This is a genomic window from Hyphomicrobium sp. 1Nfss2.1 (genome assembly GCF_965243865.1).
GTDB lineage: Bacteria > Pseudomonadota > Alphaproteobacteria > Rhizobiales > Hyphomicrobiaceae > Hyphomicrobium_A.
Window position 1 is genome coordinate 459,083 of sequence record NZ_OZ251603.1, and the last position, 15,032, is coordinate 474,114.

General features: G+C 62.5%; 20 protein-coding genes and 1 pseudogene. 11 read left to right on the top strand and 10 right to left on the bottom strand.

Annotated elements, in window-relative coordinates:
- The first annotated feature begins 91 nt into the window (after positions 1-91).
- A complete protein-coding gene (locus tag ACP15D_RS02295) occupies positions 92-367 on the top strand; it encodes a hypothetical protein (protein WP_424955951.1) in 276 nt (91 codons plus the stop codon).
- Positions 367-1,059 (top strand): CAP domain-containing protein, encoded by a 693-nt coding sequence (locus ACP15D_RS02300; protein WP_424955952.1) that lies wholly within the window; start codon positions 367-369, stop codon positions 1,057-1,059. Before ACP15D_RS02295 ends, ACP15D_RS02300 begins: the two co-directional genes overlap by 1 nt.
- Here ACP15D_RS02300 and recO read toward each other — a convergent pair.
- From recO to ACP15D_RS02320, 4 genes are read right to left on the bottom strand one after another with little or no spacing between them, the layout of a single operon-like run.
- Complete coding sequence (gene recO, locus ACP15D_RS02305; protein WP_424955954.1) at positions 1,056-1,796, bottom strand: DNA repair protein RecO; 741 nt, start codon at positions 1,794-1,796, stop codon at positions 1,056-1,058. The genes ACP15D_RS02300 and recO overlap by 4 nt on opposite strands.
- Positions 1,797-2,090: a membrane protein insertion efficiency factor YidD gene (gene yidD, locus ACP15D_RS02310; RefSeq protein ID WP_424955955.1), complete on the bottom strand. Its 294-nt coding sequence runs from the start codon at positions 2,088-2,090 to the stop codon at positions 1,797-1,799.
- Complete coding sequence (locus ACP15D_RS02315; protein WP_424955957.1) at positions 2,087-2,551, bottom strand: cupin domain-containing protein; 465 nt, start codon at positions 2,549-2,551, stop codon at positions 2,087-2,089. The genes yidD and ACP15D_RS02315 overlap by 4 nt, the downstream gene beginning before the upstream one ends.
- A 16-nt stretch (positions 2,552-2,567) precedes the next feature.
- Positions 2,568-3,035, bottom strand: a complete 468-nt coding sequence (locus ACP15D_RS02320; protein ID WP_424955958.1) for an iron-sulfur cluster assembly scaffold protein — start codon at positions 3,033-3,035, stop codon at positions 2,568-2,570.
- Between the two features lie 164 nt (positions 3,036-3,199).
- Here ACP15D_RS02320 and folE point away from each other — a divergent pair, with 164 nt between their 5' ends.
- The 3 genes from folE to ACP15D_RS02335 all read left to right on the top strand — a co-directional run bounded on the left by folE (position 3,200) and on the right by ACP15D_RS02335 (position 5,462).
- The gene (gene folE / locus ACP15D_RS02325; RefSeq protein ID WP_424955959.1) at positions 3,200-3,820 is read left to right on the top strand and encodes a GTP cyclohydrolase I FolE; all 621 of its coding nucleotides are present in this window, start codon (positions 3,200-3,202) and stop codon (positions 3,818-3,820) included.
- 25 nt (positions 3,821-3,845) lie between these two features.
- On the top strand, positions 3,846-4,286 hold the full coding sequence (hisI, locus tag ACP15D_RS02330) for a phosphoribosyl-AMP cyclohydrolase (protein WP_424955960.1): 441 nt from the start codon (positions 3,846-3,848) through the stop codon (positions 4,284-4,286).
- A 225-nt stretch (positions 4,287-4,511) separates the two neighbouring features.
- Positions 4,512-5,462, top strand: a complete 951-nt coding sequence (locus tag ACP15D_RS02335; protein ID WP_072377814.1) for a patatin-like phospholipase family protein — start codon at positions 4,512-4,514, stop codon at positions 5,460-5,462.
- 56 nt (positions 5,463-5,518) lie between these two features.
- On the opposite strand, the gene ACP15D_RS02340 is transcribed toward ACP15D_RS02335, so the two are convergent.
- Together ACP15D_RS02340 and ACP15D_RS02345 are read right to left on the bottom strand one after the other, a co-directional pair.
- On the bottom strand, positions 5,519-5,950 hold the full coding sequence (locus ACP15D_RS02340) for a CBS domain-containing protein (RefSeq protein WP_424955961.1): 432 nt from the start codon (positions 5,948-5,950) through the stop codon (positions 5,519-5,521).
- A gap of 169 nt (positions 5,951-6,119) precedes the next feature.
- Positions 6,120-6,845 carry a rhomboid family intramembrane serine protease gene (locus tag ACP15D_RS02345; protein ID WP_424955962.1) on the bottom strand — a complete coding sequence of 242 codons (726 nt, stop codon included), beginning with the start codon at positions 6,843-6,845 and terminating at the stop codon, positions 6,120-6,122.
- 225 nt (positions 6,846-7,070) lie between these two features.
- Here ACP15D_RS02345 and ACP15D_RS02350 point away from each other — a divergent pair, with 225 nt between their 5' ends.
- The 3 genes from ACP15D_RS02350 to ACP15D_RS02360 all read left to right on the top strand — a co-directional run bounded on the left by ACP15D_RS02350 (position 7,071) and on the right by ACP15D_RS02360 (position 9,332).
- Positions 7,071-7,718, top strand: a complete 648-nt coding sequence (locus ACP15D_RS02350; RefSeq protein WP_424955963.1) for a PAS domain-containing protein — start codon at positions 7,071-7,073, stop codon at positions 7,716-7,718.
- A gap of 190 nt (positions 7,719-7,908) precedes the next feature.
- A complete protein-coding gene (locus ACP15D_RS02355; RefSeq protein WP_424955964.1) occupies positions 7,909-8,556 on the top strand; it encodes a PilZ domain-containing protein in 648 nt (215 codons plus the stop codon).
- Positions 8,557-8,657: 101 nt separating this feature from the next.
- Positions 8,658-9,332 (top strand): transglutaminase-like cysteine peptidase, encoded by a 675-nt coding sequence (locus ACP15D_RS02360; RefSeq protein WP_424955965.1) that lies wholly within the window; start codon positions 8,658-8,660, stop codon positions 9,330-9,332.
- A 62-nt stretch (positions 9,333-9,394) separates the two neighbouring features.
- Here ACP15D_RS02360 and ACP15D_RS02365 read toward each other — a convergent pair whose 3' ends face one another.
- The 3 genes from ACP15D_RS02365 to cysE are packed head-to-tail and all read right to left on the bottom strand — an operon-like array spanning position 9,395 to position 11,033.
- Positions 9,395-9,925: a gamma carbonic anhydrase family protein gene (locus ACP15D_RS02365; protein ID WP_424955966.1), complete on the bottom strand. Its 531-nt coding sequence runs from the start codon at positions 9,923-9,925 to the stop codon at positions 9,395-9,397.
- A gap of 6 nt (positions 9,926-9,931) precedes the next feature.
- Positions 9,932-10,147 carry a DUF3126 family protein gene (locus ACP15D_RS02370; protein ID WP_424955967.1) on the bottom strand — a complete coding sequence of 72 codons (216 nt, stop codon included), beginning with the start codon at positions 10,145-10,147 and terminating at the stop codon, positions 9,932-9,934.
- Between the two features lie 52 nt (positions 10,148-10,199).
- The gene (gene cysE / locus ACP15D_RS02375) at positions 10,200-11,033 is read right to left on the bottom strand and encodes a serine O-acetyltransferase (RefSeq protein ID WP_072377824.1); all 834 of its coding nucleotides are present in this window, start codon (positions 11,031-11,033) and stop codon (positions 10,200-10,202) included.
- A gap of 171 nt (positions 11,034-11,204) precedes the next feature.
- Between cysE and ACP15D_RS02380 the strand changes: the two genes are divergently transcribed.
- The 3 genes from ACP15D_RS02380 to ACP15D_RS02390 are packed head-to-tail and all read left to right on the top strand — an operon-like array spanning position 11,205 to position 13,635.
- Positions 11,205-12,062: an enoyl-CoA hydratase gene (locus tag ACP15D_RS02380; protein WP_424955968.1), complete on the top strand. Its 858-nt coding sequence runs from the start codon at positions 11,205-11,207 to the stop codon at positions 12,060-12,062.
- 11 nt (positions 12,063-12,073) lie between these two features.
- Positions 12,074-13,123, top strand: a complete 1,050-nt coding sequence (locus ACP15D_RS02385) for a polysaccharide deacetylase family protein (RefSeq protein WP_424955969.1) — start codon at positions 12,074-12,076, stop codon at positions 13,121-13,123.
- Complete coding sequence (locus ACP15D_RS02390; protein WP_424955970.1) at positions 13,120-13,635, top strand: GNAT family N-acetyltransferase; 516 nt, start codon at positions 13,120-13,122, stop codon at positions 13,633-13,635. The genes ACP15D_RS02385 and ACP15D_RS02390 overlap by 4 nt, the downstream gene beginning before the upstream one ends.
- On the opposite strand, the pseudogene ACP15D_RS02395 reads toward ACP15D_RS02390, so the two are convergent.
- Positions 13,628-14,611, bottom strand: a pseudogene (locus tag ACP15D_RS02395) (MDR family oxidoreductase). The gene ACP15D_RS02390 and the pseudogene ACP15D_RS02395 overlap by 8 nt on opposite strands.
- Between the last annotated feature and the right edge of the window lie 421 nt (positions 14,612-15,032).

The following is a 15,032-nucleotide window of genomic DNA, read 5'->3' on the forward strand; positions in this document are numbered from 1 at the left end:
ACTGAGCCTCACCAAGTTTGAGAAGCGCCACCAGAAGGTCGCGACGCGCATCGCTTTTGCCGAGCGCATGGCCCGCGCGGTCGGCCTCGCAATGATCTTGATCTTGCCCAGCCTTGTGATCGGGATTGCCGGCTATATGTACTTCGAAGGCATGACGCTGACCGATGCGTTTCTCAATGCTTCGATGATTCTATCGAGCATGGGTCCGGCTTCGCAGCTTCACTCGCAGGCGGGTAAAGTCTTCGCCGGCTTCTACGCGCTCTATTCGGGCTTGATCGTCGTCATCGCCACCGGCTTCGTGCTGGCGCCGATTTTCCATCGCGTCCTGCATAAGTTCCACGTCGAGACCTCTCGCGAGGATAGCTGATGCCCGTGTTGCCCGATCCTCCGGCTGCTGAAACCGCGATCATCGAACTGACGAATGCCTTCCGCGCCACGCAGAAGCTCGCCCCCGTTCGCCAGAATCCGACGCTTGCTGCCGCGGCACGCGCCTACGCGAAGAAGCTGATCGCGTTTCAGGGTCTGTCGCACACGGCGGATGGAACGACGCCCGCGCAGCGCGTCACAAGCGCTGGTTACAGCTACTGTGAATTGAGCGAAAACCTCGCGTCTATCCTCGCGAGACGCAGCTTGACCACAGATGAATATGCTCGCCGTACGGTCACAGGCTGGGAGAACTCGCCCGGGCACAGAAAGAACATGCTGCTCCCCCACGTCACCGAGACGGGCGTCGGTGTGGTGCGCGTTTCGCCAAACGAGCCGAAGTATATCGCCGTGCAATTGTTCGCTCGCCCCGAAGCCGCAAAATACAGCTTCAAGATCCGCAACGAGGCGCCGAGCACAATCGCTTATCGCTTCAACGATACGCCCAACACCGTTTCCCCGCGCCAGATCATCACGCACACGACCTGCCTGCCCGGAACTATCGCCTTTGAGACTACCGACGCCCCGAACGTCAAAGCGCGCTATGAAACGCGCGCTGGGCAAGTCTATTCGCTGAAGCCGACATCCACGGGCGTAACGGTCGAGGTCAACGGCCAGAGCATCGGCCGCGATTAGGCCGCCGCCGCAGCCCGCCGACCCATCAGATCCTTGAAGCGCACACGGGCCGACGGCATTGCCTCGCCGCGCGGCAGCAGAACACGCGTTTCCAGAAAATGCCCGGTGAGTTCCAGCCCGGCAATGACATCGGCCAGCGTCGGCGTCGTGCCTTGCCGAGCTTTGCTGAGGAACAGCGGTAGTGCCAACAGGCGATCCTTGTAGTCCTCGCCTGCGCTCTCCGACACCGCCCGACCAGACTTCGGCGAAACATAGATCAGGTTGTCGTTGCTGCCTGTCGCCGCGCACGCTGAAAGATCGAGACCGAAACCCAATTCGTCCAGCAGCGCGAGCTCCCAGCGCACCATCAACGCCGGCCACACCTCGGGCTCATCGAGATATCCCAGCACGAATAGCGCGATCTCGAACAGCGACGGATGCGGGTCGCGCTCGGGCAGCAACCGCGCCAACGCGCATAGGGACGACAACCCCGCCAGCGCCAGCGGATCGTCCATTGACTGCGCCGCATACCCTTTGCGCAGATCGACAACCACATGCCCGAGCTGCTCGGCCAGCCGCGCCTTCCACGTCGCATCGACGTGATTGCCCATTTGCAGCACGGGCCGCAGTTTGCGCGAGCGTCCGCCGTGCACCATCCCAAGATGGCGGCCATGCGCGCGCGTAAAGATCTCGGCGATCGCCGCCGTCTCCCCGTGCGCTTTCACCGATAGGATGATGCCCTCATCGGACCACTGCACTTAGCGTTTCCTCGGCTCTTTCCAGGACCAGCGCCCATAACGCCACGGAGCGAGAACATGATGCTCGTGGCTCAGATCTGGCACCGGATCGTGCCCCCGCGTACCGCACGGATGACACCGCGACAAGCGCGACACCGTCAGCCAGAAGCCGCGCCAGGCACCGTTCTTGTCAATCGCTTCCAGCGCGTACTCCGAGCATGAAGGCACGTGCCGGCAACTCCACCCCACATACGGCTTCAGAGTCCAGCGGTAGACATGGATGGGAACCTTCAAGATCGTGCCGGCGAGACTCATTCGTAGGGCTCGCCCGACTTTCGTACGAAACTGCGCTGGCCCTCGCGCTTGATGAACCGCAGATCGATATCTGGATAATTCGCCTCGTCATCCTCCGCGCGCGTGCCGATCTCCAAATAGGTCACGGGCGCATTCGAGCGATTGACGAGCTGGTGTGCATCCGGCACCCCAGCAGCAAACGTCGCTGCCATCCCTGCGCCAAGCACTTCCTCGCCGGCCTCGGTGACGAGGACCGCTTCGCCTTCGAGGATGAAGATGAACTCGTCCTCTTTCGCATGCCAATGACGCAGCGAGGACACTCCGCCCGGCTCCAGCGTGGTCAGGTTGACGCCGAACTGCGTCAGCCCACCGGCATCGCCGAGCGCGCGCTTGATGCGCTTATCGAAGCCCGCTGCAAATTCCGCCGGATAGATCGTGCTCCGCCGGCCCGGCAGTTTCATCGGATCGCGGATCACCGCCATTTGCGACCTGCATTCTTTAGGCGCTCTCAGCGCTTGCCTGCTCACCCGGCTGCTTGCTTTCGATCTCCGCGATGGCGCGCTCCAGCGCGTCGAAGATCAGCAGCACCGAGCCATGCCGCGCCTTATAGTGCCGAACTGGTTCGAGAACAGCGAGATCTGCAAAGCGCCCAGTCGGCGTGGCGCCATTTTCCTTCAGCATGCGCCGCATCTCAGCTCCCGCTTGGCGCACCTCGTCCACGCGGGCCCCAACAATATGGCTGCCGACCACAGAACACGTCGCCTGCCCCAGCAGGCACGCCTTCACCGACTGCCCGAAGCCGGTCACGACACCATCTTCCAGATTGAGGTCGATCATCACCGTCGACCCGCACAGCTTGGAATGGGCCGTCACCGTCGCATCCGGATTGGAAAGCCGCTCGCAGTGGGGTATGTGCGCGGCCAGCTCCAGGAGCTTCGAGTTGTAGATCGCGTCAAGGTCAGCCATCTAAGCTATGCGCCCCTGCAGTTTTCCGGTGGCCGCCAGCTTCCATCCGGGCGGCGGACCTCCGATAATATAAGGCGCCCGCCGCCTCAGCACACCCGGTAAGGCCGTCGCGGCACTATCCTGCCACTTCACCAGCCCGGTACCGACCATTCGAGGAGACGACCTTGACCAACGCCTCCGGCCCCAAGCTGCACAGCGCCAAGCCCGTCCGGCCATCGCGCGACGAGGCCGAGCAGGCTGTGCGCACGCTGCTGGCCTGGCTCGGCGACGACCCCTCCCGGCCAGGGCTCGCCAATACCCCCAAGCGCGTCGCCGCCTCCTTCGAGGAACGCTTCCGCGGCTACCGCGAGGACCCGGCAGCCGAGCTGGCCCGCACCTACGAGGACCTCTCCGGTTACGCCGACATGGTCTTGCTGCGCGACATCCGGCTCGAAAGCTATTGCGAGCACCACATCGCTCCGTTCACCGGCGTTGCGCACGTAGCATATCTGCCGAACCGCCGCGTAGTCGGCCTTTCGAAGCTCGCCCGCATCGTCGACATCTTTGCCCGGCGACTGCAGGTGCAGGAATCTCTCACCGCTCAGATCGGCGAAACCATCCAGAGCGGTCTCGAGCCACTCGGCGTTGCCGTGCTGATCCGCGCCACGCACCAATGCATGACACTATCGGAGGTCAACCAGCCCGGAGCCGTCATGGAGACATCGCATTTCACCGGCGTCTTCCGCGACGAGGATCGTTGGCGCCGACGCTTTCTCGACGCCATTGGCTCACCAACGCCCGCCTAAGCCCGGCACACTGACAAGGTCACGCATGTCCTCCACCAAGTCCGACGCGTTCGCCCCGCGGGGCGCCAAAGCGCAAATCGAATCCGGCCTCGACTTCACCCCGAAGTTCGACGCCGATGGTCTCATTCCGGCCATCGTCACCGACGCGCACTCGGGCGAAGTTTTGATGTTCGCCTTCATGAACGCGCACGCCCTCGCCCTCACCATCGAGACCGGCGTCGCCCATTTCTGGAGCCGCTCGCGGGACAAGCTTTGGAAGAAGGGCGAGGAAAGCGGCAACATACTTAACGTCGTCGAAATGCGCACCGACTGCGATCAAGACGTCGTCTGGCTCCGCGTTGACGTCAAAGGTGACGGCAAAACCTGCCACACCGGCCGCCGGAGCTGCTTCTATCGCGTGCTTCCATTGCCCGCCGATGCTCCAGCCGCGGCTCATCTGGCTTTCGCGCCCGACGCTGACACGTAAGTTTCCGATCTGGCAAACATTGCTGCAACTGCGTTTGGTCCGCCGCACTGCGAGACGGGTCTGCCTCATAGTGCAAGGTTAATCTTGGCCCCCTATATCTAAAGCGTATGCTGAATTTCAGGTCCGGTTCCTTGAGTCGGACTTGGGGCGACAAGCCTCTCGCTTTGATCAAGGGGCACATCACACCGGGGCACGGCGGGCACAAGCGCGAGAGCAGGTGGACATATGGCCAAGGCGAAGATCGGTCTAGCACTCGGTGGTGGTGCTGCACGAGGCTGGGCGCATATCGGTGTTCTCAAAGCACTCGTCGAAGCCGGAATAAAACCAGACATCATCGTTGGCACCTCGATCGGCGCAGTCGTCGGCGCGTGCCACGCCGCCGGACATCTCGATGCCCTGGAGGAATTCGCCCGCGAGCTGACCCGCCGCCGCATCTTTGGCTATCTCGACTTCAATTTTGCCGGTACCGCGCTGATCAACGGCCAGCGTCTCTGCGACCGCCTCGAGCGGCAGCTCGGCAATCTGCATATTGAAGATCTGGAGCCGCACTTCACCGCGGTCGCAACCGAGATCGGCACGGGCCATGAGATCTGGCTCTCGCGCGGCCGTCTCGCCGACGCCGTGCGCGCATCCTACGCGCTTCCAGGCATCTTCCGTCCGGTCAAGATCAACGGCCGCTGGCTGTTCGACGGCGCGCTCGTCAATCCGATCCCAGTGTCGGTGGCCCGGGCCCACGGCGCGCGCTACGTCATCGCCGTCAATCTCAACTTCGACATTTGCGGCCGCGGAACCGTCGTTCCGCATTTGGAGCCCGATCTCGTCGCCGAAATGGATCCACCCACCGCGAACGGCACCAATGGGAAGACCGTGCGTGGCTTGCTCAAGCGTCAGGTGCTCGGCAAGAGCGAAGCAACACCGGGCATCTCCAAGGTGATGGTGGAAGCGTTCAACATCGTGCAGGACCGCATTGCCCGCTCGCGGCTCGCCGGCGATCCACCTGATGCAATGATCAACCTGCGCTTGTCTGACGTCGGGCTGTTCGACTTCCACAGAGCCGACGAGCTCATTCGCCGCGGCGAGGAAGCAGCAAAGCGCCACCTCGCGGAAATGCACCGCGAGATCGATGCCCGCGAGCACGCACCAGGCGCCCATTCAGGCATCTACACCAACGCATGATTTTTTGGATTGCCGCGGTAGTCGGCGAGCCCGCCCAACGCAGGCTCGCCAAATAATCAGCCGGTGACGAAGTAGCCGCGCATCGCGGTCACTTCCATTTCCACTTCGGCGATATGGTTCTTCACGATGTCGCCGATCGACACGATGCCGACGAGCGCACCGTCCTCGATTACCGGCACGTGGCGGAAGCGCCCTTGCGTCATGACCTCCATGAGCTCGTCGAGCGTGCTCGACTCCTGGCACGAGATCACCGACGAGGTCATGGTTTGCGACACCGGCTCGTTCAGCACCTCCGGACCGCGCTCGCCGAGCTTGCGGATCAGGTCGCGTTCCGAAACGATGCCGACCACATCGCCCCGCTCGCCCACGATGACGATGGCGCCGATTTTCTTCTGAGCCAGCTTGTTCGCGATTTCCAGAAGCGTAACGTCGGGGCGTGCGGTCGCCACTGCACGGCCCTTCGCCTTCAGTATCTGCCCAATATTCATTGCATCTCCTCCCACTGCGCTCTGACAGCCGAAGTCCGGAACGCGAAATTTCGCGGATGCTGATCCGGCACCTCGATCCGGCAGGCGACGCACTGTGTCGTCTGCTTTTTATCACCGCTAACGCGGTATTGGATCATGGTGCTTTAATCACGTCATTGATGCAAGAACTTCAATGCACAATATCCCGTTCCGATGAATCGTCAGTTTGCGGTGCATCAAAGAAGCCGAAGAATAAAAGTCCGGCAAAGTATCCGCCGATGTGCGCCTCCCAAGCAATTCCACTGAGCCCGACGCTGCCGATGCCGAGCACTGCAAGGATGTTCGCTGCGAGAAATACGGCCGTCACCGCAACAACACGCTTGTCGCTGAGCGCTGCGAGAAGCGGCATTGCCCGCACCGATGCCGGATCCTCCCGCAGTGCGGCAAGACCGTGCCCGTCGATTGCCGGAAACAGAAAGCGCATTGTCGCGCCCATCAGTCCGGAAATCCCGCCCGATGCACCAACCATCGGACTCAACAGTCCCGGATTGAATATGAGGAAAGTCACAGCGCCAATCACAGAGCAGAATGCAAACAACGCCAGAAAGCGTACTGCCCCGACGCGATTGGCAACCGCACCGCCGAACGCCAGCAGCCACGCCGCGTTCAGCCCCAGGTGCACCCAGTCACCATGCACCAGCGTGTGCGTCAGGAACGAAGTGACGGCAGTGACATCGCCGCCCGGCAGTTCCCCCGCATATCCCGCATAGCGGGCAGGCACGAATGCCAGTGCCCACGTCAGCCACGCATCCCAGTTCTCCGGCAGCGCCAAGCGCACGACATGCACGGCAATCATTGCGCCGAGCAGCCCGAGCACAGCCCCGTGGATGTTGAACATCGGTTCGTGTCGTTCCACGGGTCTTCCTTCTCAATTTGGTACGCCCGGACCGGGCTCAGGCAGAGTTAACGGTAGTGCAGATGCCCGGCAACCGGGCAGCGCAGCGTAGTTCCACCACCAGAAGCGCTGGCACGGTTGCTGCTCCTGAAGCCACGGGAACGTGAGGATTGGAACCAACTGTCCCAATCTGGCACGGCTGTTAACCGGCCCTTGCGGGGGTACAGAGCAAGAACTGGTTTGCGTATGCAGTTGAAGCACAAGACTAGCCAGACGCTTTTTGCCTACTGGGAGAAGGTCCGGGGAAACCGAGCCACACCGCGTCGCTTCGAAATCGACCCGGGCAAGATTGCGGGCATTCTCCCATCGACTTTCATCCTGGAGCGCCTCGACTCAGAAAACTATCGCTTCCGTCTGGCAGGCACGCACGTTTGCGATATGTTCGGCTCAGAGTTGCGGGGTACCAACTTTCTTTCAGGCTGGTCTCACTCAGATCGCACATCGCTTGTGCGTCACCTCGCAGCCCTCAGCAAACAGGGCGCTATCGAAACTGTCCACCTGGAAGCGGCTCCCGTTGCCCGTGCCTCGACGTCATTCGAAGCAATCCTCCTGCCGCTGCGCCACACCGGTGACACCATCGACCGCGTACTGGGCGCGCTGGCGCCGCTCGATCCCCCGCAGTGGCTCGGCGAACTACCTTTGACGTCCAAGCGCATTATTTCCCAGGAACTGACCTGGCCGGCCGGCATTGAAAACGCAGCCCAGAAGCACCCCACCGACGCAGCCGTGCCTGTGATGCACCCTGGCACACACGCACGCGTCGTGCGCTCCGACCACCGCCAATTTCGCGTGTTCGAAGGTGGCCTGAGCCGCAGTGACGGCGACAAAGCGTAAGGCACCGGCCCGCGAATTTTCCAACTGTTCAAACAGCCAGTTACCCTACTCCATACAGAAATGACGCGGCGATTAGCCGTTCGTTAAACCGCTCGCCTGCATAGTCGCCAGGAACGAGCCTCCCCCGTACGCGTTTTTGACAGGCTCAAGTGAACTCGGTTCGCGACGCGATCCACTCACAGGAACGGCCATGTCTACGAGTGCGGACCAATATCGGCCAATGAACGGGGTCGACGCCCAGTTCACAGGGCAAGACCAGCGCCGTCACCCGCGCTACGCCCTGAGCCTCCCCGGCCGGTTCATGCGCCAGGACAAGCTCGACTACCCCTGCCGCCTCATTGATATCTCAGTCGAAAGCGCCGCTATGACGACGCCGGTGCCGTTGCGCGTCGGTGAAAAGCTCATCGTCTATCTGACCCATCTCGGAGGCCTCGAAGGCTCGGTCGTCCGCCTCTTTCCCGGCAGCTTCGCCATGACGATCAGCGGCACCCAACGCAAGCTCGACAAGCTTGCGATGCAGCTACCCCGCCTCGCCGCGCTGGCCGAAACGCCCGAAGACGAAGCCCGCCTTTATCCGCGCGTCTCCGCCGATGAGGCCGCTTTGATCATTTTGCCGGACGGCAACACCATGGTGTGTCCCCTGCACGACATCTCGCTATCGGGCGCGGCCATCGTAATGCCGGCGCGCCCACCGCTGGGTTCGCAAATCATGGTGGACAAACGCCGCGCCGTCGTCGTGCGCCACCATGAACGCGGCATCGCGGTTGATTTTGTAAGCGAGGGGGACAGCGTCCCCGCCGCGTTCAGCACTGCCTTAAGACACCAGTCATCGACGTAAACGAAGCACGAGTTTTTCATCTCAAATCCACGGCCGTGGCTTCAGCGTAATTCGAGTTCTGTCGCGTAGCTTGGAGAGCAAGAGTAACGGGGTTTTCTGTCATGCAGCGGGTTCACGTCAGCGCCATTGTCCTCATCGGGAGCATGCTTGCCACCACGGCCGTATGTGCACAGGGCGTATCGAACATTCAAAAGCCTGATCAAGAGGCCGGCGCTTCGAACCGCGCTGTTCAGTTCATGCGCATCTTCGGTCCCGCCCAGCCGCCGCACGGCTTCGTCCGTTTCTGCGAGGCAAATCCCGACGAGTGCGCCCCCGACCACGGTCAGGAAAGCCGCTTCAACGCTACGGCCGAGCACCTGAAGGAGCTCGACGAGATCAACCGCTCCGTGAACCACGAGATCGCACCTGCAACCGATCTCGAAGTCTACGGCGTCAATGAGTACTGGACGCTCCCCCGCACCCGCGGCGACTGCGAGGACTACGCACTCCTGAAGCGCCACACGCTGATCACAAAGGGCTGGCCCGTCAGTGCGCTGCTGATGACTGTCGTGCGCGATGAAAAGGGCGAAGGCCACGCTGTTCTCACCGCCCGCACCGTTCAGGGCGATTTCGTTCTCGACAACAAGATCGAAGAGATCCGCCTCTGGAGCAAAACGCCCTACCAGTACGTGATGCGCCAGTCGTATCTCAATCCCAAGGTGTGGGTTGCCCTCGACACCCGCCAGGGACCGCTGGCGACGGCGCTTTCCAGCTCTGAGAACCGCAGCCGCGAATAGAAACGGCCGAACGCCGAAAAAAATAACGAAGCCGCAGGCATCCAATGTCTGCGGCTTTCGCTTTACGTCTGCGGCTTCATACCAGCTGAAAACCGCTTCCAGTTGTTCACGTAGCGCCCCGCCGCCGCGCCAAAGCGCACAACGTCCTCGTCGGTAAGCTGGCGAATAATTTTGCCCGGCGAGCCCAGCACCATCGAGCGCGGCGGGATCTCCTTCCCCTCAGGGATCAGCGTATTCGCGCCGATCAGGCATTCCTCGCCGATTTTCGTTCCATTGAGGATGATGGAGCCGATGCCGATCAGGCTGCCCCGTCCGATCGTGCACCCGTGCAGCATGACCATATGGCCAATGGTGCAGTCGGCCCCGATCGTCAGCGGATACCCCGGATCGGTGTGCAGGACGCAGCCCTCCTGCACATTCGAACGCGCGCCGATGCGGATCGGCTCATTGTCGCCGCGCAGCACGCTGCCGAACCAGACGCTGGCATCCTCCTCCAGGATCACCCGGCCGATAGCAACCGCAGTCGGCGCAACCCAGTAGCGTCCTTCGCCCGGTGTCTCTACGCGCACGCCATCAAGCTCATAGAGCGCCATGCCCGATCAGACCCCTTCGAGGTCTACGTCGAGAATAGCCATCTGGAACTGATACGAGACCTCGCCCTCTTCCTCTTCGCGGAACAGGACCGCTATGAACTCGCCACCGACGAAGACCTCAGCGGAGTCCTTCTTCTTCGGACGCGCGCGAACCTCCAGCGAAGGCGTGCCGAACGTCTTGCGCAGATAGGCCTGCAGGCGAGCGATTTCTTTTGGATCCACGTGCTTCTCCTCGGGCACCGTAAGGGCGCCGCTGTCTAAAATCGTAGCGAATTCACAGGCCGCCGAAATCGTCGACCCAGGTCTGCTCCATCTCGAGCGCAGGTTCAGCGCATCCCGACGAGCCGACGACCTTGGCAGGAACACCGGCTACCGTCACATGCGGGGGCACGTCATGCAGCACGACGCTGCCCGCGGCAACGCGCGATCCATCGCCCACGGTGATATTGCCGAGCACCTTCGCCCCTGCACCGATCAGCACACCTTCGCCAATCTTCGGATGCCGGTCGCCCATTTCCTTGCCGCTGCCGCCGAGCGTCACGCCATGCAGGAACGAGCAGTTGTTGCCCACCTCGGCCGTCTCACCGACCACGATACCAGTCGCGTGATCGATCATGATCCCCTGGCCGAACCGCGCCGCCGGGTGGATGTCGACCCCGAACGTGCGCGAAGACTGGCTCTGAAGAAACAGGGCGAAGTCGCGCCGGCCCGCTTCCCACAGCTCATGCGCGAACCGATGAGTAGCGAGGGCGTGGAATCCTTTGAAGTAGAGCAGCGGCTCGATGTAGCGATGGCACGCCGGATCGCGGTCGAACACAGCCGCCAGATCGGCACGGAAGATTCCGCCGAGATCGGGGCGCGCTTGCAGCAGTGATTGAAATGTCTGGTTGATCAGCACCGCCTCGACCTCGGAGTGATCCAGGCGCTGTGCCAGCCGGTGGCAGATAGCCTCCTCGAGCCGGTCGTGGCTCAACAAAGTAGCGTAGATGAAACTGCCGAGTGCCGGCTCGGCAGTCATCGCGCTCGCGGCCTCGCGGCGGATCTCCGACCAGATCGGATCGTAGGACTGCACCTTGCCGTCGGCCGCCGACCGTGTTTTGGCTGCCATGTCGCACTCCTCGCGCACTCGGCGCATGCCAACTCCGCCGGTCCCGCACGCCCGGCTCCTGATGGGCGTACAAACATGCCGCCGCGGCGTCAACGCCCTAGAGCGGCACATGCTTTTCGAAAGTTGCCCCTCGATCCTGCGAACCCGGACAACTTGAGACGACCTGCCCGCTTGCGGCTGAAGGCCGTTCCCTGCTGTATAAGACGCGAGCCCAAAGGGGGAATTTTTATGTCAGAAGCGGCTACCGATCAGCCTGGGCTGCGTCTCGAGCGCGACGGCGATATCGCTTTCATTATTGCCAGCAATCCCGCCCGCATGAACGCCTTCACCGCGTCGATGTGGGAAGCCGTACCGCGTCTGATCGCCGCCGCCGAAGCCGACGAGGCCATCCGCGTCATCGTGTTGCGGGGCGAAGGCACCCGGGCCTTCTCCGCCGGCGCCGACATCTCCGAGTTTGACAGCGCCCGCACCGGAGCCGCCACGTACGCCTATGACGAACTGAACGACGCTGCTTTCCGCGCCCTCAGTGGCTGCAGCAAGCCGCTGCTCGCGATGATCCACGGCTTTTGCCTCGGCGGTGGCCTGGCAATCGCACTGTGTGCCGACATCCGTATCGCCGACGAGGCCGCTCAGTTCGCTATTCCGGCCGCCAAGCTGGGCCTCGGCTACAATGCCCGCTGGGTCCGGCCGCTGCTTGCCGCGGTTCGCCCAGCCCATGCCAAGGAGCTGATGTTCACCGGCCGGCGCTTCAAAGTTGCAGAAGCACTCCACATGGGGCTCGTCAACACCGTGGTGACGACTGCGGAGCTAGAGGAGAAGACCCGGGCCCTCGCCGGAGAGATCGCAGCTAACGCGCCGCTCACCGTACGCGCCGCCAAGCGCACCATCGATGAGCTGACGCGCAACCCGCAAACACCGGACATCGCCGCGATGGATGCGGCAGTGGCGGCCTGCTTCGACAGCGAGGACTACGCGGAAGGCCGGCTCGCGTTCAAGGAAAAGCGTAAGCCGCAGTTCAAAGGCCGCTAGGAGCACTTTTTATGTCGACGCGCTTATCCTTGCGTCACGTGCTTGCCGCCGCAGCGCTCATGTGTTGCATGCCGCACTCTGCTTCGGCGGGCGACGCCGACCTGCTGAATTCCTGCTGGTCGCCGGATGCTCTCGCCGGCAAACCCGGAGAGAACGTCGCCCGTAAGCGCGACCACAGCTTTGACAAGCCTGCATCAGACCTCGCTACGCCTGAGACGTACGAACCCGATACGCCTTACGGCGCCATTCGTAGCGTCAAGCTGCCGGCGGGACGCAAACTTATCGCCCTCACCTTCGATCTGTGCGAGCAGCCCGGAGAAATTGCAGGTTACGACGGTGCCATCATTGATTTCCTACGCCGGGAGGACATAAGGGCCACATTCTTCGCCGGCGGAAAATGGATGCGTTCGCACGAGGATCGCACCCAGCAACTCATGTCGGATCCGCTATTCGAACTCGCCAACCACTCCGAAGCCCACCGCAATCTGAGGCTTCTGTCCGGACAGAGGCTCCACGACGAAGTGGCCGGCCCGCAGCGCGCCTACGCAGCAATTCGCGCCCGTCTCACTGAGAAGCAGTGCGCGGCGGCGGCGGGCAGCAGCGCCATGCAGACCATCGCCCCGCGCCTGTCGCTCTTTCGCTTCCCATACGGCGCCTGCAATCCGGCAGCCCTGAAGGAGCTGCAGGCACAAGGGCTGCGCGCTATTCAGTGGAATCTCGCGACCGGCGATCCCGACCCGCGGGAATCCTCCGCCACCATCATCCGCGCGATGCTGCAGGCAAAGCCGGGTGCGATCATCGTCAATCACGCCAACGGACGCGGCTGGCACACGGCAGCAGCACTCCCCTTCGCCATCGCGGCCTTACGCAAGAAGGGCTTCGAGTTCGTCACCGTTTCAGAGCTGCTGGCTGCCGGCGAGCCAGTCATCTCATCCGAGTGCTATGACAATCGGCCTGGCGACACCAACCGCTACGATCACCTCGTGCTGCTGAAGCCTTCGGCGCGCGTAACGCCGGCCCACGCACCCAAACCGACATCCAACAAGAAGCCGACGCAATGAGCGGTCCAGCGCTCTACTCTGCGCCAAGCTATGAGCTACGCCTAGCTGACGGCACCCCCATCACGTTGGGGCCGCTTGCCGCGGACGATGCGGCCCGTCTTGGAGAAGCAATCGGCGCCATGGATCCCTGGCGCGCATACGGTTACCCCGCCAGTGCACTGACGCGAATGCTGACGTCGCATCCCGAGGGCGCACCGAGATTTGCATTCAATCTCGAAGGCGCTGTCGTCGGCGCCGCGATCATTCACACCAGCTGGCTGCGCGGCCCCTACCTGCAGTTCCTCGCCCTGCTGACTGACGTGCAGGGTCGCGCGCTGGGTCAGACATTCCTGCAATGGATGGAGCGCGAGGCACGTGGCGCAGGCGAGCGCAACCTTTGGGTCGCCGTCTCCGAAATCAACACCGGCGCCACACGTTTCTACGAGCGTCACGGCTTCACGCGCGTCGCCGAGCTACCCGATCTCGCCTACGACGATCGCACCGAATTTCTGCTGCGCAAGCGGCTCAGCTGACGTCGAGAACCACCCGGCCGCGAACCTTTCCGGCGAGTATCTCCGGCGCCAGGCCCACCACATCCAGCAATGGGCGATGCACCGTCATTTCGGCCAGCTTCTCACGGTCGAGGTCGCGCGCCAGCCGATTCCACGCACGCACCCGCTTCTCCTTTGGCGCCATCACGCTGTCGATACCCGCGAGCGTGACACCGCGCAGAATGAACGGTGCAACCGAACCCAGTAGATCGAGCCCTTGGGCAAGTCATGTGGTCGCCACGCACCCGCCGTACTGCGTCATGGCGAGCACATTCACCAGCGTGTGCGAACCCGCAACATCGATCGCACCCGCCCAACGCTCCTTGCCGAGCGGACGCCCGGGCGCCGACAACTCATCGCGCGCAATGACCTCGCTGGCGCCCAGCCCGCGCAGATAATCCGCTTCGAGCACCCGGCCCGTCGAAGCCATGACGTGAAAGCCTAGCTTCGACAGCAGCGCGACGGCAACGCTGCCGACGCCGCCCGCGGCCCCTGTCACCAGCACCGGGCCCTTGTCCGGCGTCACGCCGTGGTCCTCCAGCGCGAGTACCGCCAGCATCGCCGTATAGCCGGCCGTCCCTATCGCCATCGTCTCGGCATTCGAAAACGCGGCTGGCCGCTGCACCAGCCATTCGCCCGGCACCCGCGCCAGCTCGGCGTATCCGCCCGGCCGTCGCTCCCCACAGCCCCAACCGTTGAGGATGACGTCCACGCCCACCGCTACGTCGGAGCAAGTGGAAGCCACGACACTGCCCGCGAAATCGATCCCCGGAACGAGCGGAAGCTTCATTCCCGGGAGGCGCCCGGTCAGCACCAGCCCGTCCTTGTAGTTGATCGTCGAATGCGACACACGCACCGTGACGTCACCATCGCCGAGCTGATCGTCGTCGAGACGCTGCCACTTCGCGCCCACGCCGCCCTCGATCCTCGACAAAAGCAACGCGTTGTAGCCGCTCATTCGCATCTCCTGAAAATTGCGAGCAACCTAGTCTCGCAGCGCAGCAATTCAAGCACGTCTCGGCGATGCGGCGACTGATGCGCCAAAGCCCCAGAAAAATGTCGAAGGATCAAGGAGCGGACACATACCGACACAATCGGTGTGGCGCTGGCGCATACATTCGAGCAATAGCATTCTACGCAAACTCGACTAGTTCCAATGCTCGCGCAAAAAATTTCGCTTGGCAGGGAACCTGTCTGCCTCTTAAGTTTTCAATCTGGTCTGAAATCGAACCCCAGAAACAACAAGACAACAGATGGAGGAGACGATGGAACGACTGGCTCGACTGAACCTCCTCGCCGCGCTCTTCTCGTTCGGATTAATCGCGGCAATCGTATTTGGCGTCGTCTAGCAAGGCTTGCACGCATTACGTTTGAGAGGG